Below are 25,600 nucleotides of genomic sequence, written 5' to 3'. Positions count from 1 at the left end.
TCCCCCCGCCCAGTAGTGGACCACGCCCGGCCTAGGTGGACTGACCACGGTGCACGGATCCGTGGGTTAATTCCGCCGGACGTATCCAAGAGTTCACCCTGAGTTCGCGCGGGGCCGGTCCCGCCCGGTGCGCGGGGCTGTTGAGCGGAGTCGGAGAGGAGGCGTTGAATGGCCCCATGGGTTCCCTCCTCGATGTACCCGGCATCCGCGTGGGCCACGCCCAGCGCGTCGGCGACGGATGGCTCACGGGGGTGACCGCCGTCGTGCTTCCCCCCGGCAGTGCGGGCGGCGTGGACGTACGGGGCGGTGGCCCCGGCACCACCGAGACCGATGCGCTCGACCCCTCGACCCTCGTCCAGACAGTCGACGCCGTTGCGCTCTGCGGTGGGAGCGCGTACGGGCTCGCCGCCGCGACCGGCGTGCAGCTGTGGCTCGAGTCGCAGGGGCAGGGGCACCCGGTGATGGGCGGCGTGGTCCCGATCGTGCCGGGGGCCGTGATCTTCGACCTCGGCCGCGGCGGAGACTTCTCAGCCCGCCCCGACACGGCGATGGGGTTCGCTGCCGCGGCCGCCGCCGTCGGGTTCGCGGCCGCGGACGACGCCGGCCTCCGCGGCTGCGTCGGTGCCGGCACCGGGGCGGTGCTCGGCAGGATGCAGTACAAGGGAGGCGTCGGCATGGCCTCGGTGCGTGTGCCCGGCGGGCCGGTGCCAGGGCCGCCCGGGATGCCCGAGGTTTCGCTGCCTGAGGGCATCGTGGTGGGGGCGCTCGCCGTCGTGAACGCCGCCGGCCTGCCCGTGTTCCCCGGCGCCCAGGCCACAGCCGTCGCGGAGGAGGCGGGCGCGGCGGCCGAGGTCCGGCCGGGTGGGCCGGGTGGGCCCGGCGGGGGCGGCGCCGGAGGCGGGCTGAACACGACACTCGTGGTGGTCGGGACGAACGCCGCGCTGACGCCCGCGGAGTGCCAGCGGCTCGCGACAGCCTCGCACGCCGGCCTTGCCCGCGCGCTCGACCCGAGCCACACCCTCGTGGACGGGGACACCGTCTTCGCCGTCTCGACGCGGGAGATTGCCGCCGACCGTTCGAGCGACCAGGCGCGGGTCTCCCTCATGATGGCCGTGCAGATCGCCGCAGCGGAGGCGACCCGGGACGCCATCCTCGACGGCGTCCTCGCAGCGACCCCCGTCACGACCCCCTTCGGCAGCTGGGACCCCTACCCGACCCCCTGATCCGCCGAGGTCACCCCGTGTGGCGCCGAGGTCACCCCGTGTGGCGTCGAGGTCACCCCGTGTGGGGCCGAGGTCACCCCGTGTGGGGCCGAGGTCACCCCGTGTGGGGCCGAGGTCACCCCGTGTGGGGCCGAGGTCACCCCGTGGGGGTCCGAGGTCACCGCGTGTGGCGTCGAGGTCACCCCGTGTGGGGCCGACCCGCGGAAGGCGTACTGATCTCCCCAGCTCTTGGGGCCAGCCGCGCGCTCGGCAGGCTCCGAGCCCACGGATTGCACGGGTCGGAAGCTGAAGCTGGGGACCAACGCCCCAGAAGGTGGGGAGGAATGCCCGCCTCAGAGCAACCTCCCTCAGAGGGACGCCCCCTCAGAGGACCGGCGGTCTGCCCAGAGAACGCCGAGCGGCCACCACAGCCTTCACCCGCTCGACCATCTCGCCCGGACGGTGGACGACATCGGCGTAGCCGAAACGCACGACGGGAAGACCTAGAGCCTGGGCGCGGGCATCCCGCGCGTAGTCCTCGTACCGGCTGGCGGGCTTCTGATGCTCTTTCCCATCGGTCTCGACAGCCACGCATTCCTCGACGAGGTGATCCACCCACCCCACGCCCTTCACCCAGACCTGCGGCTGCACCCGCAGCCCGGCTCTGCGCAGGTGGGTTCGGGCCAATGTCTCAACGAGGGAATCGGCTCCCGTGTCGATGAGATCCAGAACGGCGCGGGCCCGCCCGTTGCGACGCCCCGGGAGGTGGGCCCGGAGGAAGTCCTTCGACAGCCCCCTCTGCACAGCCGACTCGGCGATGACCAGCGCCTCGAGTTCAGGCAGGCAGGAGAGCGCATGCAGCACAACGTCGGCCACGGAGGCGAACCGGCTCCCAAAATCGCCGGTGACCCAGGACTGCCGGTGCACCACGGCCCGCTCCGACACGAGACGCCCGTCCGTCCGGAGCAGATGCACGCGCTCAGGCCTCTGCAGAACCCAGAGGCCGTGGCCCTCGGCTGCGGAGACACAGGTCAGGAGGGAATTGGTCGTCAGGCATCGCACGAGCAGCGGATCGGCTCCGGGAAGCATGACGACGCCCCTCGCCGGCCGCTCGACCGTCCCCTTCGCGATGGCCGCCTGCAGCTGACGCCGACCGATCCCAGCCGCGAAGAGCTCCCCCGTCCGGGCAACACCGTTCCTCGCGCTCAGCTCTTGGGTCAGATCCGCCATGCCTCATCGTGGCCAGCCCTGACCTGGGACTGAAGCTTCGGCTTCTCCTATGTGGACGGTCGGCCCCAGATGGCCCTCTGTGGAGGAGTAATCGGTGTCGTCCACGCGAGCAGCCGTCCCCGTCTGGCGACGTCGGTTCCCGTACGTTCCTCCCCAGTTCTTGGCGGCCGGGTCGCTCAGAGCGGACGGCATCCCCAGTGACCGTGAGGGTTGCTGCTGAAAGCTGGGGAGGAACTGCGCGAAAGCTGGGGACGACCGCCCGCGCGGCGTCGCGCGCGGTGGGGCCTAGGCAGCCCGATCGCTGGAGCTAACGGCCCTCGTCTCCAGCCCGGCCACCGGTGCCGAGGTCCTCACTGACCGCGTCCACCATGGCGTCCTCATCGGGCACCACACCGTGGTTGATGAAGATTCCGCCGAACTTGGCGATCAAGGCCCGGTAGACGTCGACCCGGCGCTGGTCCACGTCGGGGATCGGCGCCGAGCTGTACTTGAACACGAGCTGCGAGCTGGGATTGAGGAACAGCGTCAAGCCCTTGCCTTCCTGGCCGGCGGCAAGCCACATCGGCTTCCCATCCAGGAGGCGTTCGAGGACCGCCCCCTGCACCTGCCTGAGCTCGACGTCGTCGATGGCGTCGAGGGTGAAGCCCAGCCCGTACTCGATCGATCCCATGATTCCCCGCTTCGTCTCCGGTGTGGCCCGGCCCATACTACGGAGGAGCCGGCGCCCCTACTAGGTCTCGAGCAGGCGGGAGGCGCGCTCCACGTACGCGTGCTTCTCGTCCCGCCCGAGCGAGTACGGCGTCCCCACGAGCGCGTCCCGCAGCATGTCACCGAACTTGCCGTACCCGGCGTCGCTGTAGGTCTTGCCGGGGACGTGCTTGCGCACGAGGGAGCCGGCGGTGGCAAGGGGCATCCGCGTCGCCGCATCCACGGCGGCGGACATCGGGCCGCTGAGGAAGAGCCGGCGGACGGCTCGGAGATACGCGGCGCGCTCGGCGGACGACGGCGGCGTGGTCGCCTTCGCGGGCGCCGTCGCCTTCGGCTGGGGTGCTTCAGCGACCGGTGGTTGCGCCTGAGATGCCGCGACTGGGGGGGTGACTTCGGCAGCCTTGGCTGGCGCGGGACGATCGACTGTCAGCCCGCAGTGCTGCTCCACGAAGTTGCCGAGGGTCGCGGACCCGAAGTCCTTGAAGGTCGTTCCAGGCCACTTCTGCCGCAGGTGCACACCCAGGGGCCGGCGTTGACGGCCTCCCCGACGCGCATGCCGGGGTTGGCCTTCACGGCGGCCTTGATCTCGTCCCGGTACTGGGCGAGGGTCCTCGGTGGCAGAGATCCAGTGCCCATCGAGTTCCCTCTGTATGACGCGCGTAGGCACACAGTAGTCCTCCAGCGACCGCGGCGGCTGGCCCGCCGAGCGCACCGTGTACCATGGGCGGATTTAACTTCCGGCCCGCACTGGCGTACAGTTGTGTGTTGGCTGTCGGCCCAGCTATGCCCTTTTGAGGGCTGGGGCCGGTCCAGTCGTCAACCATACACGTCCGCCGGGGGCCCAGCGCGCCCAGCGGCACTGACAGTTAGCGGAGGCTATGGCCAAGAAGGACGGTGTCATCGAGATCGAGGGCGTCGTGACTGAAGCGCTGCCCAACGCGATGTTCCGCGTTGAGCTGACGAACAAGCACGTCGTACTCGCTCATATCTCTGGGAAGATGCGCCAGCACTACATCCGCATCCTCCCTGAGGATCGCGTGGTGGTGGAACTCAGCCCGTACGACCTGACCCGCGGCCGGATCGTCTACCGCTACAAGTAAGCAGCGCGCCCGGGGGCACCCGGGCGTTCATGCTGACCACCTGCTATCAACACGCAAAGGAACGCCATGAAGGTCAAGCCGAGCGTCAAGCAGATCTGCGACAAGTGCAAGGTGATCCGCCGTAACGGCCGGGTCATGGTGATCTGCGAGAACCCGCGCCACAAGCAGCGCCAGGGCTGATTCTCCCGGGACGGGACCCCGTAACGAACGGGACGGGACCCCGCAACGAGGATCAGGCCGGGCGACGCCCACGCAACAACTGAAGAAGGCAGCACAAGCTGCGCTGGGACGACATACAGGGCCCGGACAGCTAACCCCCGGCCCGGAGGCTGGGGCCGCTACAGCAAGAGCGGGTGTACTGCCTACCACCTCCGGAATACACAAGGAGAACCGCCACTATGGCTCGTCTCGCTGGCGTTGACATTCCCCGCGAAAAGCGGCTGGAAATCGCGCTTACCTACATCTACGGCGTGGGCCGCACCCGTGCGAAGGAGACGCTCGCTGCCACTGGCATCAGCGCCGACGTTCGTGTGAAGGACCTGACGGACGCCGAGCTGGTCCAGCTCCGCGACTACATCGAGGGCAACTACAAGGTTGAGGGTGACCTCCGCCGCGAGGTGGCCGCCGACATCCGCCGCAAGGTCGAGATCGGCAGCTACGAGGGTCTTCGCCACCGCAGGGGCCTCCCGGTCCGCGGTCAGCGCACCAAGACCAACGCTCGTACCCGCAAGGGTCCGAAGCGCACCGTCGCCGGCAAGAAGAAGGCCGGCCGCTGATAGCGGCCAGGTCACCCAGGACTTAGGTAGGAGATAGCACATGCCCCCAAAGACTCGTGCGACGTCGGTCCGCAAGCCGCGCCGCAAGGACAAGAAGAACATCGCGCTCGGTCAGGCGCACATCAAGAGCACCTTCAACAACACCATCGTGTCCATCACGGACCCGTCCGGTGCTGTGATCTCGTGGGCTTCCGCCGGTGAGGTCGGCTTCAAGGGCTCCCGCAAGTCCACCCCGTACGCCGCGCAGCAGGCCGCCGAGTCCGCCGCGAAGCGTGCCCAGGAGCACGGCCTCCGCAAGGTCGACGTGTTCGTGAAGGGTCCGGGCTCCGGCCGCGAGACCGCGATCCGCGCCCTGCAGGCCGCTGGCCTCGAGGTCGGGTCCATTCAGGACGTCACCCCGTCCGCCCACAACGGCTGCCGCCCGCCGAAGCGCCGCCGCGTCTAACAAGGTTGCCGGGGCCGGCGTGCCCGCTCGAGGCGAGCAGTCGCCGTCGTGCGTCGTCAAGGCGCACGACGGCGGCGACCCGCCTCACGTGGGCACGCCCGGCTTCATTACTTAGTTCAGACCCTTATCCATCTGTGTTGCGTCATATAGCGGATGCTTCCTGAAAGGAAAACCACGTGCTCATTGCACAGCGCCCCACCCTGTCTGAAGAAGTAGTATCCGAGAACCGCTCCCGCTTCGTCATCGAGCCGCTGGAGCCGGGCTTCGGCTACACCCTCGGCAACTCGCTGCGCCGCACCCTGCTGTCCTCGATTCCGGGGGCGGCGGTCACCAGCATCCGGATTGACGGCGTGCTGCACGAATTCACCACGGTTCAGGGGGTCAAGGAGGATGTCACCGAGATCATCCTGAACCTCAAGAGCCTGTCCATCTCCTCCGACCAGGACGAGCCTGTCGTCGCCTACCTGCGCAAGCAGGGCCCGGGCGTCGTGACGGCGGCGGACATCGCTCCGCCGGCGGGCGTGGAGATCCACAACCCGGATCTGCACATCGCCACCCTGAACTCCAAGGGCAAGTTCGAGCTCGAGCTGACCATCGAGCGCGGCCGCGGCTACGTGTCCGCGGCGCAGAACAAGTCCGCGGACGCGGAGATCGGCCGCATCCCGGTCGACTCGATCTACTCGCCCGTGCTGAAGGTGACCTTCCGCGTCGAGGCGACCCGTGTTGAGCAGCGCACCGACTTCGACAAGCTCATTGTCGACGTCGAGACGAAGCCGGCCATCAAGCCGCGCGACGCCGTTGCCTCCGCCGGCACCACCCTGGTGGAGCTGTTCGGCCTCGCCCGCGAGCTGAACACCGCCGCCGAGGGCATCGAGATCGGCCCGTCCCCGACGGACGCCGCTCTCGCCGCGGACATGGCGCTGCCGATCGAGGACCTGGACCTGACCGTGCGCTCGTACAACTGCCTCAAGCGCGAGGGCATCCACACCGTGGGTGAGCTCGTGGCCCGCTCCGAGGCGGACCTGATGGACATCCGGAACTTCGGCGCCAAGTCCATCGACGAGGTCAAGGCCAAGCTCCTCGAGCTGGGCCTGTCCCTCAAGGACTCGCCTCCCGGGTTCGACCTCGCCGCTCGCGCTGCAGCGATCGACGAGGACGAGGCGCCGTACGGCGACGACGAGCTCTAAGAACATCCTGCCTGCGGCCGGCTAGCGCCGGCAGCGGTTCCCACGAGGAGATAGAACAATGCCTGCACCCACCAAGGGTCCGCGTCTGGGCGGTGGCCCGGCGCACGAGCGCCTCATGCTCAACAACATGGCCGCTGCGCTCTTCGAGCACAAGCGGATCACCACGACCGTGACGAAGGCCAAGCGCCTCCGCCCGGTCGCCGAGCGCCTCATCACGTTCGCGAAGCGCGGCGACCTCGCCTCGCGCCGTCGTGTCCAGGCGGCCATCTCGGCCCGCACGAACACCAACAAGGGCATCATCCACGAGCTCTTCACCGAGATCGCCCCGCAGCTCGCGGAGCGCAACGGTGGCTACACCCGCATCACCAAGATCGGCAACCGCAAGGGCGACAACGCTCCCATGGCTGTCATCGAGCTCGTGCTCGAGCCGGTCTCGGCGAAGCAGGCTGTGGTGAAGGAAGCCGAGAAGGCGACCTCGAAGGCTGCGCCGGCCGCCGAGGCTCCGGCCGAGACCCCGGCCGAGGCCGAGGTCGTCGAGGAGACCCAGGCCGAGGAGACCCCGGCTGAGGCCGAGGCCGCTGAGGCTCCCGAGGCTGAGGCCGCTGAGGCCCCCGCCGAGGAGAAGAAGGCCGACGACGCCAAGTAAGGCGCGCTGAGCACGCCCCTTGGGCGCGCCTCACCCCGTCACGCGAAGGCCCCCGTTCCCGCAAGGGATGGGGGCCTTCGCCGTGCCACGGGGCCGTTCGGGAGGGCAGTGGCTCTCTGGCGGAGCCGCCCTACCCCGCGGCGGCCGGGATCCTGAACGTGAATGTGCTGCCGGCTCCGGGCGTGCTCACGCACGCGAGCTCGCCGCCGTGGCGCTCGGCGATGGTCTTGGTGATCGCGAGGCCCAGCCCGACCCCGGGGATGTGGGCCCGGCGGGCGTCGTCGCTGCGGAAGAAGCGCTCGAAGACCATCGGGCGGTCCTCGGGGCGGATGCCCATGCCCGTGTCTGCCACGCCGATGGTGATCCACCCGTCCTCGGCGCGGGCGCTGAGCGTGACGGTGCCGCCCGAGGGTGAGTACTTGATGGCGTTGGAGAGCAGGTTGTCCACGGCCTGGCCCACCCGGAAGGGATCGGCGCGGGCGGGGAGGGGCTGGTCGACGTCGAGGTCGATCGCGATGTCCGCCCTGGCCGCCGCCGGCAGTGCCGACTCGGCGCGCTCCCTGACCACCTGGCCGACGTCGACCCGGGAGGGCGAGAGGGGGAGGAGCTCGGCGGAGGACGTGAGCAGGTCGGAGGCGATCCGCAGGAGCCGCTCGGCGCCCGCCTGGGCCAGGCCGATCCGGCGGCCGAGGCCGGCGGGAAGGTCCGGCGCCTCGAGGGCGAGGTCGAGGTGCCCCAGCACCGCCGTCAGCGGGGTCCGGAACTCGTGGGCGACGGTCCGCACGAGATCGGTCTTCGCCTCGACATCCTCGAGCAGCTGGGTCACGTCGCCGAACGCGAGGACGGCGCCGCCGCCGTCGCCCTCGAGCGGACGCGCTCGGACGGAGAGCGCGCGGGCGCGTCCTGCGGCCCCGAGCCACATGACCTCGCCGTCGATGTGCTCCCCGGCGGCGGCACGCGCGATGGGCTGATGGTCGGGGGGAACCGGAGTGCGGCCGTCGCGCTCGCGCAGCGGGAGCCGGTCCAGCGACGTGGGCGCGCCCTCGGAGGCGAGGCCCGCGTCGTCGAGCATCTGCCGGAAGCGCCGGTTGCACCGGGCGGTGGCACCGTCGGGCGAGACGGCGACGATGCCGATCTCGGCCGTGTCGAGGATGCCGGTCAGGAGCCGCTCCGACTCCTCGGCGCGCTCGAGGAGCCGGTGCAGGTGCCCCTGCGCCGCGCGGAGCTGGCGCTCCTGCACCCGCAGGCCCGCCCCGGCGATCCGGATCGCGACGGCCGTGGCGAGCATGATGAGGGGCAGGGAGGCGAAGACCGTCCACTCGCTGGGCGAGGGCGAGGGGAGCGCGTTGAGGAGCGTGGGCAGGACGATGGCCAGCGGGCCGACCGCGCACAGGACGAGGACCCAGCCGGACGCGAGCGTCGAGGCGGCGATCCAGATGACGGGGAACGCCGCCAGGGATCCGAGCCCGGTGACTTCTGCTCCGCCGCCGTTGCGCAGGAACCAGAGGGAGACGAAGTCCACGATGGGAATTGCCAGCGGCGCGTTCTCCCCGAGGCGCCACCACGGCACGGCGAAGCACAGCACGGCGAGGACGAGCTGGAGGAGGAGTCCGAGGAGGAAGCCCGGCCGCAGGCGCATCTCGGACGAGGCCGGCCCGGCTGTGAAGACCACCGCGAGGGCGAGGACCAGGGGCAGCTGGGACAGCACGACCCGCGAACGCGGGCCCAGCTCCTGCAGGAGGCGCGCGGCACGCCGCACCAGCAGCTGGTCACTGACAGTCACGGAGTCTCCTACCCTTGTCGCAGATTGTCACGGTGTTTTGAGAACTGCGTCATGGGAAATATGGAATGAGTCATCTCAAAAGACAAAAATAGGCATATTGTCAAGGCATGTCGAGAGGGGCCATCGTGGACGAACTGGGGACGGCCCTCGTCGTCGAGGACGACGACGACGTGCGGCAGCTGCTGCAGGAGGTCCTCGCGCAGGCGGGGTTCGACGTCGTGGCCGCCTCGTCGGGACGTGAAGGGGCTGCGCTTGCCCGCGACCGGGCTCCCGTGGTGGTGACGCTCGACGTCAACCTGCCCGACATCGACGGGTTCGAGGTGCTCCGGCGCATCCGGTCGACGACCGACGCCTACGTCGTCATGCTCACGGCCCGCGCCGAGGAGATGGACACGCTCCTGGCCCTCCAGTCCGGCGCGGACGACTACATGACCAAGCCCTTCAGGCCGCGGGAGCTCCGTGCGAGGCTCGCCGCGATGCTGCGCCGGCCGAGGGTGGGTCAGCCGCAGCCCGCCGCTCCGGCCGATGCTGCCACGCCGGCCATCCCCCAGCCAGCTGCCCGGCCAGCCGCGCAGACAGCCGGGAGTGCCCCGCCGGCGTCGCCCGAAGCGGCCACCCGCCCCCCGCAGCTCCTAGCGCACAACGGGCTGGACCTCGATCCGACCACGCGTACCGCCTCCCTCGAGGGGGAGCCTCTGGACCTCACGCGCAGCGAGTTCGAGCTCCTGCGGGCGCTGCTCAAGGCGGGCGGCAGGGTGCTGACGCGCGCTGACCTGGTCCGGATCGCCCGCGGGGACAGGTTCAGGATGGACGCCTACGTCAGCGAGGCGGACGAGCGCGCCGTCGAGGTCCACATCGGGAACCTGCGGCGGAAGCTCGGCGACGATCCGCGCGCCCCGCGCTGGCTCGTGACCGTCCGGGGCGTCGGCTACCGCCTGGCGCGGTCCCGCCAGCAGCAGTGAGGCGTCACAGGGCGAATTGAGGCGTCACCAGGGATGGTGGCCCGACTCGCTCTGCGCCGACAGGACGTGCGCCGTCTCTTCGCCGCAGTGCTCGACGTCCTCGACGTACGGCGCAGCCCCGGCCAGCCCCCGGGTGCGCAGGCTTGTCTCGAGCTGTGCAGCGAGCTCCTCGAGCCGGCGGGCTCCCACCATGGCGGAGGAGACCCGCATGCTCAGGACGGCTTCCATGGCCCCGTCGGCGTCGTCGTGCGCGAGGGCACGCGCGAGGGCTGTGCGGCGGCGCGGCCACATCCCGGCGAACTCGCGGGCGAAGGAAGCCGCGGCGGGCGCCCCCACGTCCTCCGCGAGCTCCCTGAGAACCCGGGGATCCAGGAGGGGGCTGCCGGGTGGGGGGTGCTTATGGTCGCCCTCGGACACGGTCATGAGTGACTCCTTGAAGTGCATCCGAGACCTACCTTGAGAATATGGCAATTGTATTGATAACGGCAGGCCCGAGAATGGCGATGAACAGCACCGGGAAGATGAAGAACAGCAGGGGGAAGAGGACCTTCACGGGCAGCTTCATCGCCTGCTGCTCGGCACGCTGACGGCGCCGCAGCCGCAGCGACTTGGCCTGGACGCGCAGCACGCGTCCGATCGCGATGCCGTACTCGTCGGCCTGGATGACGGCCTGGACGAAGCTGCGCACTTCCGGGACCGTGGTCCGCTCGGCCAGGCCCAGGTATGCGTCTCGCCGGTTCCGGCCGACCTGCATGTCCTGCAGGGTCCGCACGAATTCCTCGGCCACGGGCCCCTTGCCCGTGCCTCCGGCCCGGGCGAGCGCGGCCTCGAAGCCGAGGCCCGCCTCGACCGAGATGAGGAGCTGGTCCATGATGTTGGGCAGCTCGCGCTGGATGACCTTCTGGCGCTCGGTCCCGCGGCTGTAGAGCAGGAGGTCCGGGACGAAGTAGCCGAGCACGAGGAGGAAGAGCGCGAGGAGGCGCAGGATCGGCGCGGGGCCGACGCTCATCATGAGGCCGCCGGCGGCAGCGCCGGCCAGGGCGAGTGCCGGCTTCGCCGCGAGCACACGGCCGAGCGGAAGGGATGCAGGACGGCCCGCGAGGGCCAGCATCCGGTCGAGCCGGCGGATGTAGGAGGCCGGCGTGAGGCGGCGGGTGATCCCCTCGAGCAGCTGGGCGCCGCCCGCGGCACCTGTCTGGCCCGCGGGGGAGGCGGCGATCCCGCGGGTCAGGTTCGCGCGCACTGCGCGGGCGCCGCCCCGGTCTGCCGAGAGCGCCCACCAGCTGACGGCGGCGGCGGGGACTGCCACGAGGAGGGCAGCGGTCACGATGATCATGGGAGTGTCCTAGAACCGGATCGAGATGAGCTTGCGCAGCCACAGGCCGCCGATGGTCATGAGCACGGCCGACGCTGCGATCATGCCCCAGCCCAGCGGAGTCGTGAACAGGGGAGTCATGTAGGCGGGGTTGACGACCATGAGCATGGCGATGATGCCCACGGGCAGCGCCATGAGGATGTAGGCGGAGAACTTCCCCTCGGCGGCGAGGGCGGCGACGTGCCCCTTGATCTCGGCGCGCTCGCGGATGGTCTCGTTGACCTGGTCGAGCACCTCCGCGAGGTTCCCGCCGACCTGCCGGTTGATCTGGATCGCCTGGGCCACCCATACGAAGTCCTCGTTGGCCATCCGCTCGGAGGTCTCCTGGAGGCACTCGAGGAGGTCACGGCCGAGGGAGGCGTCCCGGACCACGCGGCGCATCTCGTTCCCGGAGGGCTCGGGGCTCTCCGCCGCTGCGGCGTCGATCGCGCGCAGGATGCTGTGGCCCGCGCGCAGGCTTCCCGAGAGCAGGTCGATCAGAGAGTCGAGCTGGTTGCCGAACGCCTTGCGCCGCTTGGCGATGCGCTGGCTGACGAGGAGGCGGGGAGCGGCAAGCGCGATCACCGCGAGCAGCAGCCCGAGGGGCAGGCTGCCCACGACGGCGCCCACGGCCACGGCGGCGAGCGCGGCAGAGCCGACCATGACGGCGAGCTCGGCCTGGCCGATCCGCAGCCCGGCGAGCTCGAGCTTCTCGGGGGAGACCAGCCGGAAGCCGCTGCGGCTGAACCAGCCCTGGAGCGTGGCCGTGGCCCCGGTGGCGGTGCGCGAGAGCAGCGAGCTCTTGGCGGCCTCCGGGCGCCTGCGGGAGAGCGGAAGGCTCGCCTCGCCGGGACGTGCGGCGAGGACCGCGAGGACGAGCCCCGCCACGAGCACGAGGGCGGCGCCGGCCATCACCATGACGCCCCCTGCCCCACGGGCATGCCGCCGAACACGCTCGAGCGGACGTGGATGCCGAGGTCCTCGAAGCGCTCCAGGAAGCGGGGGCGGACCCCGGTCGGGATCGGCTTGCCCAGGAACCTGCCGTTGGCGTCCACGCCGGCGGCGAAGTCGAACACGAACGCGTCCTGCAGGGTCACCACGTCGCCCTCCATGCCCTGCACCTCGGTGATGTGCGTGATCCGGCGGGAGCCGTCCCGGAGGCGGGAGATCTGGACGATGAGGTCCACGGCGGAGGCGATCTGCTCGCGGATGGCGCGCAGCGGCAGGTCCATGCCGGCCATGAGCACGAGGGTCTCGAGGCGCGCGATCGCATCGCGCGGCGAGTTCGAGTGCACGGTCGAGAGAGAGCCGTCGTGGCCGGTGTTCATCGCCTGGAGCATGTCGAGGGACTCGCCGCCGCGGACCTCGCCGACCACGATGCGGTCGGGCCGCATGCGGAGGGAGTTCTTCACGAGGTCGCGGATGGTGACCTCGCCCTTGCCCTCCGTGTTGGACGGGCGGCTCTCGAGGCGCACCACGTGGTCCTGCTGGATCTGGAGCTCGACGGCGTCCTCGATCGTGACGATCCGGTCCCCGGCGGGGATGAAGGAGGAGAGCACATTGAGCAGGGTCGTCTTGCCGGTGCCGGTGCCGCCGGAGACGATGATGTTCAGCTTCGCCTCGACGCACGCGCGCAGGAGCTCGGCCATGTCCGGGGTGAACGTGCCGAAGCCGATGAGGTCCTTCACGGTGAGCGGGACCTTGCCGAACTTCCGGATGGTCAGGGACGAGCCGCCCACGGCGAGCGGCGGGATCACGGCGTTGACGCGGGAGCCGTCCTCGAGGCGGGCGTCGACCAGGGGCGAGGACTCGTCGATGCGGCGGCCCACGCGGGAGACGATCCGCTCGATCACGGTGCGCAGCTGCGCCTCCGAGGAGAACCGCAGCGGGGAGAGGGTCAGGCGGCCCTTCTGCTCGATGTAGATCTGGTCGTGGCGGTTGACCATGATCTCGGTGACCGTGTCGTCGTCGAGCAGGCGCTGGAGCGGGCCGTACCCGAGCACGTCGTCCTCGACGTCGCGCAGGAGCCGGGCACGCTCGGGCGTGCTGAGGGGGACGTGCTCCTCGTCGATGACATGGACGAGCTCCTCGCGGGCGGCGGCCCGGAGCTCCTTCTCGGTCGCGCCCGTGTCGGAGAACCGGGCCCCCATCCGCTCGAACAGGGCGCTCGCGGCGCGCTGCTTGATGCCGGCGAGAGCGTCGGCCGGCGTCGCGGCGTCGTGCGCGGGGGCGGCCGGCGGCTCGAGGACGGCCACGGACGACGCCGGCGCTGGCGCCGCCGCCGGGGCGACGGCACCTGCGGGCGCGCCGCCGAGCGGGCGGACGGTGCCGGGGGCGCCGGCGGAGGCAAGGCGTTCGGAGAGCTTCACGAGAGGACAACCCGTCGGTGTGAGCGCCGAGCGGCGCGGGACTTGTCGGAGGGGGAGAGGCGTTCGACCACGTGGCCGAGCGCGGCCGTGGCCTTGTCGCCGCGGCGCGGGGCCTGCAGGACCGGGATGCCGCGGTTCGTCGAGTAGGCGACGGCGCGGGAGCGGGGCACGCTCACGTCGACCGGCAGGCCGAGGGTCACCTCGATGTCCTTGACGGAGAGCCCGACGTTCGGATCCGCCATGTTCAGCACGAGGTGCCGCGATTCAGGCATGAGGCCCAGGTGTGCCAGAACCTCGAGGCTCGAGCGCAGGCCGCGCACGCCGGGGACGTCCATGCCGGTCACCCACACGGCGTCGGTGCAGGCCTCGAGGCCGGCGAGGGTGCACTCGCCGAGGCCTGGGGCGGTGTCGAGGACCACGTAGTCGAACTGCTCGGCGAGCTGTCCGATGAGGTGGGCCACCTGTTCGGGGGTCACCGAGTCGGCCTCGGCGGGGGTGCGCGGGGCGCACAGGGCGTAGAAGCCGCCGGCGTGGAGAGTCAGGAACGCCTTGAGCACGAGGGAGTCCCGCGCCGCGGCCGGGGTCACGGCGTCGGTGAGGGTGTGCTCGGGCTCGAGGTCCAGGCCCGAGGCCACGTCGCCGAACTGCAGGTCGAGGTCCACGACGACGACCCGCAGCGGCGCGGCCTTGCCCAGCCCGACGGCGATGTTGGTCGCGAGCGTCGTCTTGCCGACGCCGCCCTTGGGCGAGAAGACGCCGATGATGCGTCCGCGCGGCGCGGTGCTCGCCGGCCCGGCTGCGGCCGTCGAGCGGCCGCGGCTCTCGGAGGCCTGGGCGCCGCGCTGGAGCACGACGCGCAGCTGCTCCGGGTCGATGCCGGGGGATACGACGTCGCGCACGCCGGCCCGCATGGCCTGGAGGGTGAGCTCGGCGTCGGCCTCGGCGGCCAGCAGGATCGTCACGCTGGGGAAGCTGATGTCCATGACCGTTGCGAAGCGCAGGGCGCCCTCGAGCGCGATGCCCGGGCCGAGGACGAGCACGTCGGGCAGGGCGCCCCCCAGCGCCGCGAAGAGGTCCTCGGGCTGTCCCGGGAGCTCGTCGGTGGCGAACGTGCTGATGCTGCCCGGCAGGTGGCCCTCCGCGGCCGTGCCCATGCGCAGGGCGAAGTCGGTGTCGGGGGAGAGGAGGACGAAGAGGCTCACTGGTAGACCTTTCCGCGGTCGACGGGGCCGGAGTTGGAGTCGGCGGCGGTCTTGGGCTCCTTGCTGAGCCAGACCTTGCCGAACTCGTTGGCGAAGACGATCTTCGTGGCCTGGACGTCGGTCACCGCGACGGTCAGCGTGAGCGCGCCGGCTGCGGGCTTGCCCGAGTCCGAGCTCTCGGAGGACTGCGCGCCGTCGACCGCTGTGAGCAGGACCTTGTGCAGCGTGAGGTCGGTCGACTCGGGGCCCTGACTGGCGGGGACGGCGCCCTTGTCGAACGAGAGGAACATCCCGACCGTGTCCCCGGCCTGGAGGTGGCCGCCGACGGCGCGCGCCGGGTCGAGCTGGAAGGAGACCTCCTGGAAACCGGCGGGGACCGGGACCGTGCCGGGCCGCACGAGCGACGCCGGGCTCGCGAGCCGGCCCGCGAGGAGCTGCTCGCCGGGGGCGAGTTCAGTCGTCGTGACCTTGCCGGAGGTGCCCTCGAGCGAGGTCAGCGCGGTGGGCGCGACGGCATCCGCGGGGAGGGTGCGCAGCTCCAGCGATCCGGCGAGCTGGTCCGCGGCGGTGCCCTGGGCGACGGGCTTCGCGACGACGAGCACCTGGGTGGGCTGCAGGCCCGCCATGGCGCGGCTGTCCGCGCCGTTGGCGTAGGAGATGACGAGGACGACGCCGATGATGGCCGCGACGAGCGCGGCGGCGCCGGCGAGGAGTCGTGACTTCATGCGGGGCTCCCGGGTCTACTGGCTGAGGCGCACGATGGTGGCGCCGAAGGTGGTGGATGGGCCGACCTCGTACTTGTTGTCGAGGGCGACATAGGTGACGAAGCGGCCGATGATCCCCTTGCAGTTGTTGCTGCAGGTGAGCGAAGCGTCGCCGCCGGGGGCCGTGTTGTTGTAGTAGTTCGGCACGTTTCCGCCGAAGTTCCAGCCCTTGACGCTGAAGGCCGCGAATCCGGCGAGCGTGTACACGGCGCCCTTGCCGGTCCCGGTGACTGCGGTGAACACGGGCAGGAGCACGACGACGCGCTGGCCGGCCTGGAGGGCTGCGATCCACCCCTTCAGGAGGGAGTCGCAGTAGTCGGGCCCGCTGGCGCCGGGCTGGCTGCCGCCGATGGAGGCGGAGACGTTGATCGAGGCGCCGCACTGGTTCGGGTTTTGCTGGAGCCAGCCGAAGCCCCCGGGGACCACCTGGCTTGGCTGGCCGGGGGTGCCGTAGGTGCAGGCGGGGTTCACGCCTGAGCCGAAGGACTGGATGAGCTGCAGGCTGCCGTCGATCGCCTTTCCTTGCAGCTGGCACACGGAGAAGGCGAGCGGGAAGGCCGCAAGCCCGGTGCTGGGGCTGCCCCAGGAGGCCTGGGCTCGGGCCCCGACGACCGCGCTGTTGATGCCCATGACCCGGGCGAAGTACAGCGCCACCCACCCCGGCTGGGAGCCGGGCTCGAGCGGCTGGGTCGTCGCGGTCACGGTCCGGGAGGTCCCGTTGACCGTGAGCGAGGCGATGCCGCCCCGGCCGAGGGCCGTGTTCGACTGCGCGAGGGAGGACGCCAGGGAGGACGTGCTCGAGCAGAGCGGGTCCGTGAGCGAGGCCGCGCACTTCTGCGCGACGGCGATCGCGGCCGCGTCCGCACCGTTCTGCAGCTCGCCGCGTTTGGCGTAGAGCATGCCGCCGTCCACCGCGAGGGCCGCGAAGCCGAGCAGCACGACCATGAGGATCGCCGTGACGACGGCGACGGCCCCGCGCTCGCGGTGAGCCGCGGCGTCGTGCGTCCGGGACGGCCGGGTCTGGGTCAGCCGCCGCACAGCATGACCCCCTTGCCCTGGAGGGGGAAGCTGCCGAAGAACCCGGTGCCAGTGAACGTGTAGTTCACGGTGAAGGTCACCTGGGTGCCGGCGGTGCAGGTGGAGGGGGAGACGGCGAAGGACGAGGCCGGGATCGAGCCGAGGTCGGACGCCGTGTTCTGCGCCGCGGTGATCGCCGCGGAGGTGCTGTTCTGCAGGACCATGACGCGTGCCCCTGAGCGGGCCGCGTAGGTGAGGGTCTGCTGGGCGTTGAACAGCCGGCCGTAGTCGACGATGCCGAGGAGGAGCAGGATGAGCACCGGCAGCACGAGCGCGAACTCGACGGCGGCGGCTCCGCGCTCGCGGTCCTGGCTGGACATCTCTCTCCTTCCGGCGGCTGTGTTCGGGGCGGGGTGGGTGGGTCGGACATGGGCCGTCCCGGGCCGGTGTGCGACCCGGGCCCGGGACGGTTCCGCGTCGGTCAGCCTGCGGTGGTGGGGGCCTTCGCCGGCATCTTGCCGTTGATCGTGGTGAAGGCGTCGTTGAGGCTGCCGCCGAGGGTGGCGACGGCGGCGATGATCACGACCGCGATGAGGGCGACCATGATGCCGTACTCGACGGCGGTGGCACCCTTCTCGCCCGAGAGGACGCGCTCCTTGAGCTTGAGGCCGGCGGTGTGCAGGGTGGCGATGATGGAAAGCATTCTGTGCTCCTGAGGGGGTGTGGTGTGGTTGTCGGCTGGTTCCGATCACCAGCTCCACCATCGAAGTTACGGACCCGGGATGGCCCTGGCAGCTGATCTGGGGTGAAGCTCGGGGAACCCTTGGGAAGCGGGCGGAACCTGTGCTTTCGGTGCGGTGTTCCTGCGGGAATCCTTAGACTTGGGGGCATGATTCCTGAGCCCGACGCCGTGCGCGTGCGCCTCGATCTCGCGTACGACGGCGGGCCGTTCAGCGGGTGGGCCGTGCAGCCCGGGCTCCTCACGGCCCAGGGCGCGCTCGAGGAGGCGCTCGCCCTGATCCTGCGGCGGCCGGTGCGCGTCGTCGTGGCGGGCCGGACCGACGCGGGGGTCCACGCGCGCGGGCAGGTAGTGCACCTGGACCTCGCCCCCGGGGAGTGGGAGGGACTGGCGCGGAGGTCGCCGGACGCCCCGGAGGGCGTGCTTGTGCGCAGGCTCCGGGGGGCGCTGAGCCGGGTCCTCGGGGCGGAGACCGGCGCGCTCGAGGTGCGCTCCGCCGTCGTGCCTCCGCCGGGGTTCGACGCGCGGTTCTCCGCGCTGTGGAGGCGGTACTCGTACCGGATCGCGGACCGGCCGGAGCACTGGGACCCGGTGCTGCGCGGAATCACGCTGTGGCACAGGGCGCCGCTGGACGTGGGACGCATGAACGGGGCCGCGGCGCAGCTGCTGGGGCTGCAGGACTTCCTCGCGTTCTGCAAGCCGCGCGAGGGGTCCACGACCGTGCGGGAGCTGCAGGAGTTCTCCTTCGAGCGGACGCACGACGGCGTGGTGCTCGCCCACGTGCGCGCGGACGCCTTCTGCCACAACATGGTCAGGGCCCTTGTCGGGTCGGCGTTGCGGGTAGGGGAGGGGCTCGAGCGGACCGAGTGGCTGCACGAGCGGATGCTCGCGCGGGTGCGGGACGCGAAGACGCGGCTCGCGCCGGCGCACCCGCTTGTGCTCGAGGAGGTCGGGTACCCCGAGACGGCCGAGGAGATGGCGGCCCGGGCCGAGCAGACGCGGGCGCTGCGGGACGAGATCGCGGGGTGATCTCCTCCCAGGATGTCGGAGGCCTCCGCTATGGTCGGTGGAAGGGGCGAGGGAGCCTCTGGAATTGGGGGGAACGATGGAGGCGAAGGCTTCAGCGCGGTACGCGGCGCTGGTTCGATGGGCAGAGGCAGCCGCGGAGGCCGGGCACGAGGTGCCCGCCGTCGAAGTATTGGAAGTACTGGCTGTGACACGGTCGTTCGATGCGCCCGAGGCGCAGCACGCTGCCGTGGGGCCATGGGCAGAGACAATCCGTTGGATCATGATGCAGGCCTCGATGGGTGTGGTGGACCCGTACTCGCAGCTCCCGCCCGAGCTGGCCGTCCCTGCCGCAGCGTCCCCCTCCGGGACGCCGGACGCGGCGGACGGCGTGGGAGCGCTGCCCGAACCGGAGCCGTCGGCCGACGAGGGAGCGATCGGCTCGGCCGCCATTCTCGGAGAGGACGGAGCCGAGCCCGGTGAAGCCGAACCCGGCGGGAAGGCGCCCGCTGCGAGGCCCCGCCTGAAGGTGCCCCGCTGGGAGGAAGCGGCGCGCGAGCAGACCCTCGCGGCGGTCCGGAAGTTCGCAGAGCCGCTGCGGGCGCTGTTGGAGCGCGACGCGAACGAAGGCGACACCCGCCTCCTGATCACCGACCTGCTCTGCGAAGGCCTGGGGTACGACAAGTACGCCGACCTGACGACGGAGTACATGGTCCGCCAGGACTTCGCGGACTACGGCGTACGCATCGACCGGCAGCTCGTGGCGTTCATCGAGGTCAAGCGCATCAGCCAGAAGCTCAACGAGCGCCACCTCCGGCAGGTGCAGATGTACGCCGTGAACGAGGGCATCGAATGGATGGTCCTGACCAACGGGCAGATCTGGCAGGTCTACCACCTCACCGGCGGGCTTCCCGTCGTGGTGGATCTCGTCTTCGAAGTGGACCTGCTCGGACCCGAGCCGGACGAGAGCAAGGCCTCCCGGCTGTTCTACCTGCACCACGATTCCCTCAAGCGTCGCCAGATCGAGGAGGTCTGGCGGCACAGCGCGGCCACGGCTCCCGAGCTGCTGCTCGAGGTCATCCTCTCGGAGCCGGTGCTGGACCTCGTCCGGCGTGAGGTGAGGAAGAGGACGGGGACCGCGACAAGCACCGACGTCCTGCGGCAGGTCATCCGGACCGACCTGGCCCAGCCGAAGCTGCTCGACAGGATCTCCTTATAGCCGTTCCCGGCGATGGCCGGATGCGGCCGGGCGCAGGACGGTTCCTGAGTACAGGCTCCCCGGCCACAGGTGGTGGCCGGGGAGAATTCTTTTGGATTCGAGTACAAAGTCCTCATCACAGCGCACCCTCCCGGCTGTCACAGTGGGACCACTGGATCAGCGGAAGGATGGGGGCAGGGCAATGGTGGGCGTTGATGATCTAGTGCGAGTCTGGACGCTGACGGGCACTCCGATGGGCGCTGAGCGCCTCGGCCGGTACGCGCGGGCTCTGGTTGCCGAGCGTCCTATTGGCCCCTACCGGGCCTTGGACGACGACCAGGAGGATCTGGCGATCCTCTCCCTGGTCCGTGTGGACCGCCCGCATGCGACCATCGAGGACCTCCACCAGATGCCCCCGCTGGCCCTGTCGGGCTACCACCAGATGATCCACGATCTGGCGCGCGAGGGACTCGGGCCGGTCCCGGCCGGTCGCTGAGGAACGCTCAGGCCACCGGACGGCCCAGCCACTGCGGCTCGATCACGCGCCGCTGGACCCTAGAGGCCCCGACCCAGAACTCCGTGGCGGCCACGTAGTACTCCTTCCGCCAGAGCACCTGCACCTCCACGGCGTCGCGGGTCCAGGCGAGGGCGAAGCCCGCGGTGCGGGTCTCCCCGCCGTCGTCGGTGGGGACGTCCACCCAGACCGGGCGCGCCTTCAGGGCGCGGGTGATGTTCCCTGAGGGCGACGGGGAGGGGACGGGCCGCGGAACGCGGCGGCTCGGCATGGTCGCGGTGTGCATGGACGCATTGTGCGCCCGGGGTCCGACAGTGGGAACGGCTGCCGGTGCGGCACCGGGCCTAGCGTCCGGCGCCCTCGGCAACCTCGGCCAGGGACTCAAGCTGGACGATCGCGGCGAGGGCATCCCGCGCCTTGGCGCAGGCGCCTGCGGCGGCGAAGCTCGTGTGGGCCTCGTGGAACAGCTCCAGTGCCTCGCCGGGGGAGTCGAGGTGCTGGGCGATGGTCGCATGCAGCATCGACGCGTCCCCCGCGGCCCGGAGTCCGAGGTCTGCGCGGCGGCGGCGTCCGTGGTCGAGCCGGAGGGCTGCGTCGTAGATCTTGCCCTCGAGGTAGAGCCAGTGGGCGCGGTTCAGGTCGGCCAGGGCGCGGTCGCGGTCGGTGCCGCCCGCAATGGCGAGTGCGATCTCTGCGTGCTCGATCATGCCCTGCGTGTCGGCGTCGGCGACCCCGGCGGAGAGACGCGCGGAGGCGGCGTCGAGGTTGAACTGCGCCCAGAGCCGCATGTCCTCGAGCGGGAGCAGGAGCTCGGATGCCTGGCGGTGCTGGTTTCTCCCCGCCTGGTTGTCGCCGGTGAGGAAGGCGGTGTTCCCGATGCTCCAGTGCGCTTCGCCCGCGGCCTGGGGAGGCAGCTCGGTGATGAGGGGCTCGAGCTCGGCGCAGCGTGCTCGCGCCTCGTCGAGCCGTCCCGCCTCCGTCAGGGCCGCGACAAGTTCCCGCAGCGCCCTGCCACGGTCTGCCGCGTCGGCGGAGGCGCGCGAGGCGACGGTGACGGCGTCGGAGGAGTGCTCGATCGCCGTCGTGAGTTCGCCGAGTGCCCTGAACACCTGGGCGAGGAGGATCTGGACCGCGGCGCTTTCCCGGCCGGCGTCGGAATCCAGGAGGAGGAGCTGCAGGACGTCCCTCGCCTCGCTGAAGCGTCCCTCGGCTGCGAGGGACTCGGACTGGAGGACGGTCATCTCGAGCCAGAGCCGCTGGTCGCCGGAGTCGAGGGCGAGACGGGCGGCGGACTGGGCGTACAGGGCGCAGTCGGCGTAGTCGCGGACGTCCCAGGCCGCCTCGGCAAGCAGCGAGGGCAGGAGCTGCTGGACGGGCGCCAGCTCGCCGGCGAGGCTCTGGACGAGACGGTCGGTGGGCTCCTGCTGCCCGGCCTCCAGCAGGGAAAGCTGCTTGGGGGTGCAGAGGCCGCGGCTGAGCTGGTCAACGCTCAGTGCCAGCCGGCGCCGTTCAGCTGAGAGCCTTTGGCCGAATCGGAGACCCATGGCTGCCTTCCTGTCTGGTCGAGGGTGTGGAGTGCTGCAGTCCGCAGAGGATGCGCAGCTGGTCCATCAGCTCGCTGCGCTCCGTGGGGCCCGGGGCAATCGGACGCCTGGGAACGACGGCGAGTGGTGCTGGAAGCCGTGCTGGGGACGACGGGAGGCGGAGGACGAGGTCCTGGACGCCAGTCCGTTCGATCACCGTGCAGTGTGACGCCGGCGTCGGCCCGCACGAGCCGGGCCGTTGCCCGGGCACGCTTCCCATGAAGTCATGGGAGTATGCCCGAGCAATCGTCGGCACCTTCACGGCCCCAGCCGCCATGTGGTGTGTCACAAGGTCAAGCATGGAGGTAGAACGAGCGTTCTGTCTACATGACACGAAGCTGAATATGTTATGGCGTCTTTTGTAACATCCCTCGCAGGGTCGGAAGGGCTCGCGTCGCAGTGTGTCGCGGAAGCCGTGCAGGGTCAGGAGGCCAGGTCCTGCCCCTGCGGATGTGGTTCAGCGGCACGGTGCTGGCGCATCAGCAGCTCGGCGAGCCGGCGCCCGTGCTCGGCGGCATCCGGGTCCCCTTCGCGGTCTGCGACGATCGACCCCTGGATGATGGCGTGGCAGGACCAGGCAAACCCTTCGGGGTCGTGGAGGCCGGCGGCGGCCGCTGCTTCTTGAAGTCCCATCCTCGTCTGCGAGAGGTAGGCGGCGCTCGCCTGCCCGAGTGGGTGCTCGGGCCCCATCTCGATGAGGACCTGGAGGAGCCCGACGACTTCGGGCGAGCGCTGCCGGAACCATCCGTCGAACACGTCGAAGACGGTCAGCACCAGGTTCTCGAGGTCGTCGCGGTGATTGAGGGCGGCGCTGATGGCGGCCTGGCGCTCTGTGAAGCGGTGCCCGAGGTAGGCGAGGACGAGGTCGTCCTTGGAGCGGAAGTGCCGGTAGAAGGTCGAGATGGCGACTCCCGAGGCAGCGATGAGGTCGTCTACGCCGACCCCTCGGACGCCCTGGCGGGAGAAGAGCTCATAGGCGGTGTTGATGATGTGGTCCCGCACGCCGCTAGCGCCAGTGGGACGATGCCGGGGGCCAGGGATGTGCGGGTCCACTCTCGAATCATAGGCCTAACGTGTGTGCAAAATGCTAGGCCAGCGTCGACACGAGTGACGCGCGCAGGTCCGGCCGGGCACGCCAGTCGCCGAACGAGTATGCGAGGGTGTCCCCGACGCGTTCCAGCGCCTGCCCGACTGTGGCGAGGTGCGCGCCGTCGGCCGAGATCCTGGCGCAGGGCGCGGCGCTCTGGGGGTGGACGAGCACTAGGGGTATGACTTCGATGTCTGGGCCGAGGAGCGCCCGGAACTCGTCGGCCGCGGAGTGGAGGGTGCTCGACTGGCTCGGACGACGCTGCGCTTCGAGGAGGAAGACGATGTTGCCGCGCACGACGGCGTGGTCCGCGCTCGCGGGGGCGGCCCCGCCGAGGCGGAGCGAGTGGAAGATTTCGGTGCCCGGGATCGACAGGAGCGACTCGAGGAGGGCGGCGACGGTGGCGGTCTCCGGCGTCGCATCGCCCAGGATCCGCTCAGCACGTGCGCATCGGGAAGCCGCCGTCACGTTCCGGCGTCGCGCGCGGACGGCCGTTACTCCCAAGCTCGCGAGGCAGGCGGGGACGACAGCGAGGACAAGCCAGCCAAGAGCCAGCTCTACAAGCGGGTCGATGACGCCGAGGACTGTCAGGAGGACCGAAACGACGACTGCGGCACCCGCCAGAGCGAGCAACGCGCCACCGCGAAACACCGCCTTACGGGCGATTCGTCGGTTCCGGCGGCGAGTGCCGACGGGCACGGCGGGGAGCCCACCGAATTCCCGGTACCAGGCCCATTGCGTGGGGTCGAGCGCGGACGCGGCCGTCGGAGATCTGCCGTTCATGGTGGTTCCTGGTTCAGGTCTGGGGGTGAGCGCAGGACGGGTGGTAGGAGCCTCCTCCCGGTTCTGGGTGCCGGGAGGAGGCTCCGGTCTGTGGGGCCTCTCGAGGAGGTCAGTGAGCGAACATCTTGACGATGTTCAAGAAGGCAGGTCCCATCACGACTATGAAGAGGGCCGGGAGGATCGTGAGCATCAGCGGGAAGAGGATCTTTACAGGGATCTTCATGGCGTGTTCTTCAGCACGCTGGCGCCTCTTTGTGCGCATTTCCTTCGCCTGTGCTCGGAGGACATTGGCGATCGCGATACCGTACTGGTCCGCTTGGACCACGGCCCTGATGAAAGACCGCAGGTCGGCAAACGGAGCGCGTTCGGCGAGGGCGAGAAATGCTTCGCGTCGCGGACGCCCGATCTGGATGTCCTGCAGCGTGCGAATGAATTCATCGGCCAGCGGTCCTGATCCGTTTTCGGCTGCACGGCCCATGGCCGCTTCGAACCCGACTCCAGCCTCAACCGAAATGAGCATCTGATCGAGCATGTTCGGCATAGCCCGCTGCATGTCCTCCCGCCGCTTGATGGCGGTGTTGTAGAGCAGGATGTCCGGGAGGAAGTAGCCGAGCGCGATGAGTGCAAGGCCGACCAACAGAACCCAGGCGGCACTGTTGCTGAGGTACATCCATACGGTTAGCGCGAAGGTCGTCAGACCTAGCACTGGCTTGGCGATGAGGACGCGATCCAGCGGCCAGGCGCGCGGTCGGCCAGCCTCGGCGAGGCGGCGGTCCAGCTTTGCCGCGTAGCCGACAGGGGTCACCTTGCGGGACAGCGCTGCAAGCTGCTCGGGCACAGTCCACGTTGAATGCCGCGGACCCGCCTTGATGAGTCCAAGATTGGCTTCGACAGCCTTCCTACTGGTGCGGTCAGTCGCGACCACGGTCCACGTGAGGAAGGTGAGCGGTAGGACGATGGCCGAAATGGCCACGAAAGCGAGAGGTGCCATGGAGATCTCCTCAGTACTTCGGCTTGATGAGCCGACTCAGCCAGAATGAACCGACGGATAGGAGAAGTGCGACAGCGCCCAACATCATCCACCCTGCGAACGTTGTGAAGAACACCTGCGCGTAGATCGGGTTGATTACTGTCAGGAGCAGGATGAACGCGATCGGCAGGAGTACGAGCACGAGCGCCGACATTTTGCCCTCGGCGCTCAGCGCCTTCACCTGCCGAGCGAGTTGGGCCCGCTCCCGGATGGTCTCTGTCACGTTCTCGAGGACCTCCGCGAGATTGCCACCTACCTCGCGCTGCGTCTCGACGGCCTGCGCCGTCCATAGGAAGTCCGGGCTCTTGGTTCGCACCGCCACATCGGCCAGTGCTTCCAGGAGATCACGCCCGATCCGAGTCTCATTGACCACGCGGCGCAGTTCTTCGCTCATCGGCGCTTCGCTGTCGTCGGCCGCCCCATCCAGCGCGCGGAGAAGACTGTGACCGGCCCGAAGGTTGCCTGCAATGGTCTGGAGCGTGTCGGGCAGTTGATCACCAAATGTGGCTTGGCGCTTCGAGATCTTCATACTGAGCCAGATCAGCGGGGCGAAACCCCCAAGGAGGGCGAGGAGCACGGCAAGCCCCACGCCGCCGAGCAGGAAGCCGATCAGCCCCGCCGCCACAGCCGAGGATCCACAGATGACAAGGAATTCCCCTGTACTGATCCGGAGGCCCGCCTGCTCGAATCGGTCGGCGGTCAGAAGCTGCAGGTCCCGCCCTCTTAGGCGCTGGTTGATTGCACCCACGGCGCTGTTGGTCAGTCTAGACAGCGCCGAATCTCCGGCGGAAGCGATAGGCCGCCTTCGCGCGGGTGCAACAACGCGTTCAGCGCGGACCCAGGTGAAGATGGCGAGCCCAAGACCGCCGTAGACCGTCAGCAGGCCAACAATCAGCACGTAAGGACTGTCCATGGT

General features: G+C 70.1%; 30 protein-coding genes and 1 pseudogene. 11 read left to right on the top strand and 20 right to left on the bottom strand.

What is annotated here, in order from left to right:
• Positions 1 to 176 precede the first annotated feature (176 nt).
• Positions 177 to 1,223 (top strand): P1 family peptidase, encoded by a 1,047-nt coding sequence (locus CGQ25_RS11745; RefSeq protein WP_208709908.1) that lies wholly within the window; start codon positions 177 to 179, stop codon positions 1,221 to 1,223.
• Between the two features lie 363 nt (positions 1,224 to 1,586).
• On the opposite strand, the gene CGQ25_RS11740 is transcribed toward CGQ25_RS11745, so the two are convergent.
• The 4 genes and pseudogenes from CGQ25_RS11740 to CGQ25_RS11730 form a co-directional block, all read right to left on the bottom strand.
• A complete protein-coding gene (locus CGQ25_RS11740; RefSeq protein WP_255405288.1) occupies positions 1,587 to 2,291 on the bottom strand; it encodes an endonuclease domain-containing protein in 705 nt (234 codons plus the stop codon).
• Positions 2,292 to 2,294: 3 nt separating this feature from the next.
• Positions 2,295 to 2,432 (bottom strand): annotated as a pseudogene (locus tag CGQ25_RS18715) (type IV toxin-antitoxin system AbiEi family antitoxin domain-containing protein); the annotation flags it as partial.
• Positions 2,433 to 2,739: 307 nt separating this feature from the next.
• Positions 2,740 to 3,102, bottom strand: coding sequence for a hypothetical protein (locus CGQ25_RS11735; RefSeq protein WP_208709903.1), 363 nt, complete (start codon positions 3,100 to 3,102; stop codon positions 2,740 to 2,742).
• Positions 3,103 to 3,162: 60 nt separating this feature from the next.
• Positions 3,163 to 3,657 (bottom strand): hypothetical protein, encoded by a 495-nt coding sequence (locus tag CGQ25_RS11730; RefSeq protein ID WP_208709901.1) that lies wholly within the window; start codon positions 3,655 to 3,657, stop codon positions 3,163 to 3,165.
• Positions 3,658 to 4,018: 361 nt separating this feature from the next.
• Between CGQ25_RS11730 and infA the strand changes: the two genes are divergently transcribed.
• The 6 genes from infA (at position 4,019) to rplQ (ending at position 7,294) form a co-directional block, all read left to right on the top strand.
• A complete protein-coding gene (gene infA / locus CGQ25_RS11725) occupies positions 4,019 to 4,240 on the top strand; it encodes a translation initiation factor IF-1 (RefSeq protein ID WP_011775571.1) in 222 nt (73 codons plus the stop codon).
• A 66-nt stretch (positions 4,241 to 4,306) separates the two neighbouring features.
• Complete coding sequence (rpmJ, locus tag CGQ25_RS11720; RefSeq protein WP_011775570.1) at positions 4,307 to 4,420, top strand: 50S ribosomal protein L36; 114 nt, start codon at positions 4,307 to 4,309, stop codon at positions 4,418 to 4,420.
• A gap of 218 nt (positions 4,421 to 4,638) precedes the next feature.
• Positions 4,639 to 5,016 (top strand): 30S ribosomal protein S13, encoded by a 378-nt coding sequence (rpsM, locus tag CGQ25_RS11715; protein WP_066499470.1) that lies wholly within the window; start codon positions 4,639 to 4,641, stop codon positions 5,014 to 5,016.
• Between the two features lie 40 nt (positions 5,017 to 5,056).
• A complete protein-coding gene (rpsK, locus tag CGQ25_RS11710) occupies positions 5,057 to 5,461 on the top strand; it encodes a 30S ribosomal protein S11 (RefSeq protein ID WP_043120112.1) in 405 nt (134 codons plus the stop codon).
• 176 nt (positions 5,462 to 5,637) lie between these two features.
• Positions 5,638 to 6,648, top strand: a complete 1,011-nt coding sequence (locus CGQ25_RS11705; RefSeq protein WP_208709899.1) for a DNA-directed RNA polymerase subunit alpha — start codon at positions 5,638 to 5,640, stop codon at positions 6,646 to 6,648.
• A gap of 58 nt (positions 6,649 to 6,706) precedes the next feature.
• Positions 6,707 to 7,294, top strand: coding sequence for a 50S ribosomal protein L17 (gene rplQ, locus CGQ25_RS11700; protein ID WP_208709897.1), 588 nt, complete (start codon positions 6,707 to 6,709; stop codon positions 7,292 to 7,294).
• Positions 7,295 to 7,424: 130 nt separating this feature from the next.
• Here rplQ and CGQ25_RS11695 read toward each other — a convergent pair whose 3' ends face one another.
• Positions 7,425 to 9,077, bottom strand: coding sequence for a cell wall metabolism sensor histidine kinase WalK (locus CGQ25_RS11695; protein WP_208709895.1), 1,653 nt, complete (start codon positions 9,075 to 9,077; stop codon positions 7,425 to 7,427).
• 107 nt (positions 9,078 to 9,184) lie between these two features.
• On the opposite strand from CGQ25_RS11695, the gene CGQ25_RS11690 reads away from it, so the two are divergent.
• The gene (locus CGQ25_RS11690) at positions 9,185 to 10,039 is read left to right on the top strand and encodes a response regulator transcription factor (RefSeq protein WP_255405287.1); all 855 of its coding nucleotides are present in this window, start codon (positions 9,185 to 9,187) and stop codon (positions 10,037 to 10,039) included.
• Positions 10,040 to 10,063: 24 nt separating this feature from the next.
• On the opposite strand, the gene CGQ25_RS11685 is transcribed toward CGQ25_RS11690, so the two are convergent.
• The 9 genes from CGQ25_RS11685 to CGQ25_RS11645 all read right to left on the bottom strand — a co-directional run bounded on the left by CGQ25_RS11685 (position 10,064) and on the right by CGQ25_RS11645 (position 17,448).
• Positions 10,064 to 10,462 (bottom strand): Hpt domain-containing protein, encoded by a 399-nt coding sequence (locus CGQ25_RS11685; RefSeq protein WP_208709893.1) that lies wholly within the window; start codon positions 10,460 to 10,462, stop codon positions 10,064 to 10,066.
• Positions 10,463 to 10,490: 28 nt separating this feature from the next.
• Positions 10,491 to 11,375 carry a type II secretion system F family protein gene (locus CGQ25_RS11680; RefSeq protein ID WP_208709891.1) on the bottom strand — a complete coding sequence of 295 codons (885 nt, stop codon included), beginning with the start codon at positions 11,373 to 11,375 and terminating at the stop codon, positions 10,491 to 10,493.
• 9 nt (positions 11,376 to 11,384) lie between these two features.
• Entirely contained in the window at positions 11,385 to 12,311 is a 927-nt protein-coding gene (locus CGQ25_RS11675; protein ID WP_208709889.1) for a type II secretion system F family protein, read from the bottom strand.
• Positions 12,305 to 13,762 carry a CpaF family protein gene (locus tag CGQ25_RS11670; protein ID WP_208709887.1) on the bottom strand — a complete coding sequence of 486 codons (1,458 nt, stop codon included), beginning with the start codon at positions 13,760 to 13,762 and terminating at the stop codon, positions 12,305 to 12,307. Before CGQ25_RS11670 ends, CGQ25_RS11675 begins: the two co-directional genes overlap by 7 nt.
• Positions 13,759 to 14,964: an AAA family ATPase gene (locus CGQ25_RS11665; protein ID WP_208709885.1), complete on the bottom strand. Its 1,206-nt coding sequence runs from the start codon at positions 14,962 to 14,964 to the stop codon at positions 13,759 to 13,761. Before CGQ25_RS11665 ends, CGQ25_RS11670 begins: the two co-directional genes overlap by 4 nt.
• Positions 14,961 to 15,689, bottom strand: coding sequence for a Flp pilus assembly protein CpaB (locus CGQ25_RS11660; RefSeq protein ID WP_208709883.1), 729 nt, complete (start codon positions 15,687 to 15,689; stop codon positions 14,961 to 14,963). The genes CGQ25_RS11665 and CGQ25_RS11660 overlap by 4 nt, the downstream gene beginning before the upstream one ends.
• A 15-nt stretch (positions 15,690 to 15,704) precedes the next feature.
• Positions 15,705 to 16,766, bottom strand: coding sequence for a pilus assembly protein TadG-related protein (locus CGQ25_RS11655; RefSeq protein ID WP_255405284.1), 1,062 nt, complete (start codon positions 16,764 to 16,766; stop codon positions 15,705 to 15,707).
• On the bottom strand, positions 16,754 to 17,125 hold the full coding sequence (locus tag CGQ25_RS11650; protein ID WP_208709881.1) for a TadE/TadG family type IV pilus assembly protein: 372 nt from the start codon (positions 17,123 to 17,125) through the stop codon (positions 16,754 to 16,756). Before CGQ25_RS11650 ends, CGQ25_RS11655 begins: the two co-directional genes overlap by 13 nt.
• A 101-nt stretch (positions 17,126 to 17,226) precedes the next feature.
• The gene (locus tag CGQ25_RS11645; RefSeq protein WP_208709879.1) at positions 17,227 to 17,448 is read right to left on the bottom strand and encodes a Flp family type IVb pilin; all 222 of its coding nucleotides are present in this window, start codon (positions 17,446 to 17,448) and stop codon (positions 17,227 to 17,229) included.
• Positions 17,449 to 17,634: 186 nt separating this feature from the next.
• Between CGQ25_RS11645 and CGQ25_RS11640 the strand changes: the two genes are divergently transcribed.
• The 3 genes from CGQ25_RS11640 to CGQ25_RS11630 all read left to right on the top strand — a co-directional run bounded on the left by CGQ25_RS11640 (position 17,635) and on the right by CGQ25_RS11630 (position 20,183).
• The gene (locus CGQ25_RS11640) at positions 17,635 to 18,513 is read left to right on the top strand and encodes a tRNA pseudouridine(38-40) synthase TruA (RefSeq protein ID WP_208709878.1); all 879 of its coding nucleotides are present in this window, start codon (positions 17,635 to 17,637) and stop codon (positions 18,511 to 18,513) included.
• A gap of 259 nt (positions 18,514 to 18,772) precedes the next feature.
• Positions 18,773 to 19,708, top strand: coding sequence for a type I restriction enzyme HsdR N-terminal domain-containing protein (locus CGQ25_RS11635; RefSeq protein ID WP_208709876.1), 936 nt, complete (start codon positions 18,773 to 18,775; stop codon positions 19,706 to 19,708).
• 304 nt (positions 19,709 to 20,012) lie between these two features.
• Complete coding sequence (locus CGQ25_RS11630) at positions 20,013 to 20,183, top strand: hypothetical protein (protein ID WP_208709874.1); 171 nt, start codon at positions 20,013 to 20,015, stop codon at positions 20,181 to 20,183.
• A gap of 7 nt (positions 20,184 to 20,190) precedes the next feature.
• Here the strand turns inward: CGQ25_RS11630 and CGQ25_RS11625 are convergent, their stop codons facing one another.
• The 6 genes from CGQ25_RS11625 to CGQ25_RS11600 form a co-directional block, all read right to left on the bottom strand.
• Entirely contained in the window at positions 20,191 to 20,487 is a 297-nt protein-coding gene (locus CGQ25_RS11625; RefSeq protein WP_208709872.1) for a hypothetical protein, read from the bottom strand.
• Positions 20,488 to 20,545: 58 nt separating this feature from the next.
• Positions 20,546 to 21,745, bottom strand: coding sequence for a hypothetical protein (locus tag CGQ25_RS11620; protein ID WP_208709870.1), 1,200 nt, complete (start codon positions 21,743 to 21,745; stop codon positions 20,546 to 20,548).
• A 462-nt stretch (positions 21,746 to 22,207) separates the two neighbouring features.
• On the bottom strand, positions 22,208 to 22,786 hold the full coding sequence (locus CGQ25_RS11615; protein ID WP_255405271.1) for a TetR/AcrR family transcriptional regulator: 579 nt from the start codon (positions 22,784 to 22,786) through the stop codon (positions 22,208 to 22,210).
• 85 nt (positions 22,787 to 22,871) lie between these two features.
• Positions 22,872 to 23,504: a hypothetical protein gene (locus tag CGQ25_RS11610; RefSeq protein WP_208709868.1), complete on the bottom strand. Its 633-nt coding sequence runs from the start codon at positions 23,502 to 23,504 to the stop codon at positions 22,872 to 22,874.
• A gap of 259 nt (positions 23,505 to 23,763) precedes the next feature.
• The gene (locus CGQ25_RS11605) at positions 23,764 to 24,645 is read right to left on the bottom strand and encodes a type II secretion system F family protein (RefSeq protein ID WP_208709866.1); all 882 of its coding nucleotides are present in this window, start codon (positions 24,643 to 24,645) and stop codon (positions 23,764 to 23,766) included.
• Positions 24,646 to 24,655: 10 nt separating this feature from the next.
• Positions 24,656 to 25,597: a type II secretion system F family protein gene (locus CGQ25_RS11600; RefSeq protein WP_208709864.1), complete on the bottom strand. Its 942-nt coding sequence runs from the start codon at positions 25,595 to 25,597 to the stop codon at positions 24,656 to 24,658.
• Positions 25,598 to 25,600: the final 3 nt, after the last annotated feature.

The organism is Sinomonas sp. R1AF57 (assembly GCF_002224485.1).
Classification (GTDB): Bacteria; Actinomycetota; Actinomycetes; order Actinomycetales; family Micrococcaceae; genus Sinomonas; species Sinomonas flava.
Note: the sequence above shows the minus strand (reverse complement) of the source record. Positions and strands in the feature narration are given on the sequence as shown.

Bases quoted from the DNA above. Each gene is read 5' to 3' on its own strand.
- CGQ25_RS11745 (WP_208709908.1), top strand. From the start codon at position 177: ATGGGTTCCCTCCTCGATGTACCCGGCATCCGCGTGGGCCACGCCCAG.
- CGQ25_RS11740 (WP_255405288.1), bottom strand. From the start codon at position 2,291: ATGCTTCCCGGAGCCGATCCGCTGCTCGTGCGATGCCTGACGACCAAT.
- CGQ25_RS11735 (WP_208709903.1), bottom strand. From the start codon at position 3,102: ATGGGATCGATCGAGTACGGGCTGGGCTTCACCCTCGACGCCATCGAC.
- infA (WP_011775571.1), top strand. From the start codon at position 4,019: ATGGCCAAGAAGGACGGTGTCATCGAGATCGAGGGCGTCGTGACTGAA.
- rpmJ (WP_011775570.1), top strand. From the start codon at position 4,307: ATGAAGGTCAAGCCGAGCGTCAAGCAGATCTGCGACAAGTGCAAGGTG.
- rpsM (WP_066499470.1), top strand. From the start codon at position 4,639: ATGGCTCGTCTCGCTGGCGTTGACATTCCCCGCGAAAAGCGGCTGGAA.
- rpsK (WP_043120112.1), top strand. From the start codon at position 5,057: ATGCCCCCAAAGACTCGTGCGACGTCGGTCCGCAAGCCGCGCCGCAAG.
- rplQ (WP_208709897.1), top strand. From the start codon at position 6,707: ATGCCTGCACCCACCAAGGGTCCGCGTCTGGGCGGTGGCCCGGCGCAC.
- CGQ25_RS11690 (WP_255405287.1), top strand. From the start codon at position 9,185: ATGTCGAGAGGGGCCATCGTGGACGAACTGGGGACGGCCCTCGTCGTC.
- CGQ25_RS11685 (WP_208709893.1), bottom strand. From the start codon at position 10,462: ATGACCGTGTCCGAGGGCGACCATAAGCACCCCCCACCCGGCAGCCCC.
- CGQ25_RS11680 (WP_208709891.1), bottom strand. From the start codon at position 11,375: ATGATCATCGTGACCGCTGCCCTCCTCGTGGCAGTCCCCGCCGCCGCC.
- CGQ25_RS11675 (WP_208709889.1), bottom strand. From the start codon at position 12,311: ATGGTGATGGCCGGCGCCGCCCTCGTGCTCGTGGCGGGGCTCGTCCTC.
- CGQ25_RS11660 (WP_208709883.1), bottom strand. From the start codon at position 15,689: ATGAAGTCACGACTCCTCGCCGGCGCCGCCGCGCTCGTCGCGGCCATC.
- CGQ25_RS11650 (WP_208709881.1), bottom strand. From the start codon at position 17,125: ATGTCCAGCCAGGACCGCGAGCGCGGAGCCGCCGCCGTCGAGTTCGCG.
- CGQ25_RS11645 (WP_208709879.1), bottom strand. From the start codon at position 17,448: ATGCTTTCCATCATCGCCACCCTGCACACCGCCGGCCTCAAGCTCAAG.
- CGQ25_RS11640 (WP_208709878.1), top strand. From the start codon at position 17,635: ATGATTCCTGAGCCCGACGCCGTGCGCGTGCGCCTCGATCTCGCGTAC.
- CGQ25_RS11635 (WP_208709876.1), top strand. From the start codon at position 18,773: ATGATGCAGGCCTCGATGGGTGTGGTGGACCCGTACTCGCAGCTCCCG.
- CGQ25_RS11625 (WP_208709872.1), bottom strand. From the start codon at position 20,487: ATGCACACCGCGACCATGCCGAGCCGCCGCGTTCCGCGGCCCGTCCCC.
- CGQ25_RS11620 (WP_208709870.1), bottom strand. From the start codon at position 21,745: ATGGGTCTCCGATTCGGCCAAAGGCTCTCAGCTGAACGGCGCCGGCTG.
- CGQ25_RS11605 (WP_208709866.1), bottom strand. From the start codon at position 24,645: ATGGCACCTCTCGCTTTCGTGGCCATTTCGGCCATCGTCCTACCGCTC.
- CGQ25_RS11600 (WP_208709864.1), bottom strand. From the start codon at position 25,597: ATGGACAGTCCTTACGTGCTGATTGTTGGCCTGCTGACGGTCTACGGC.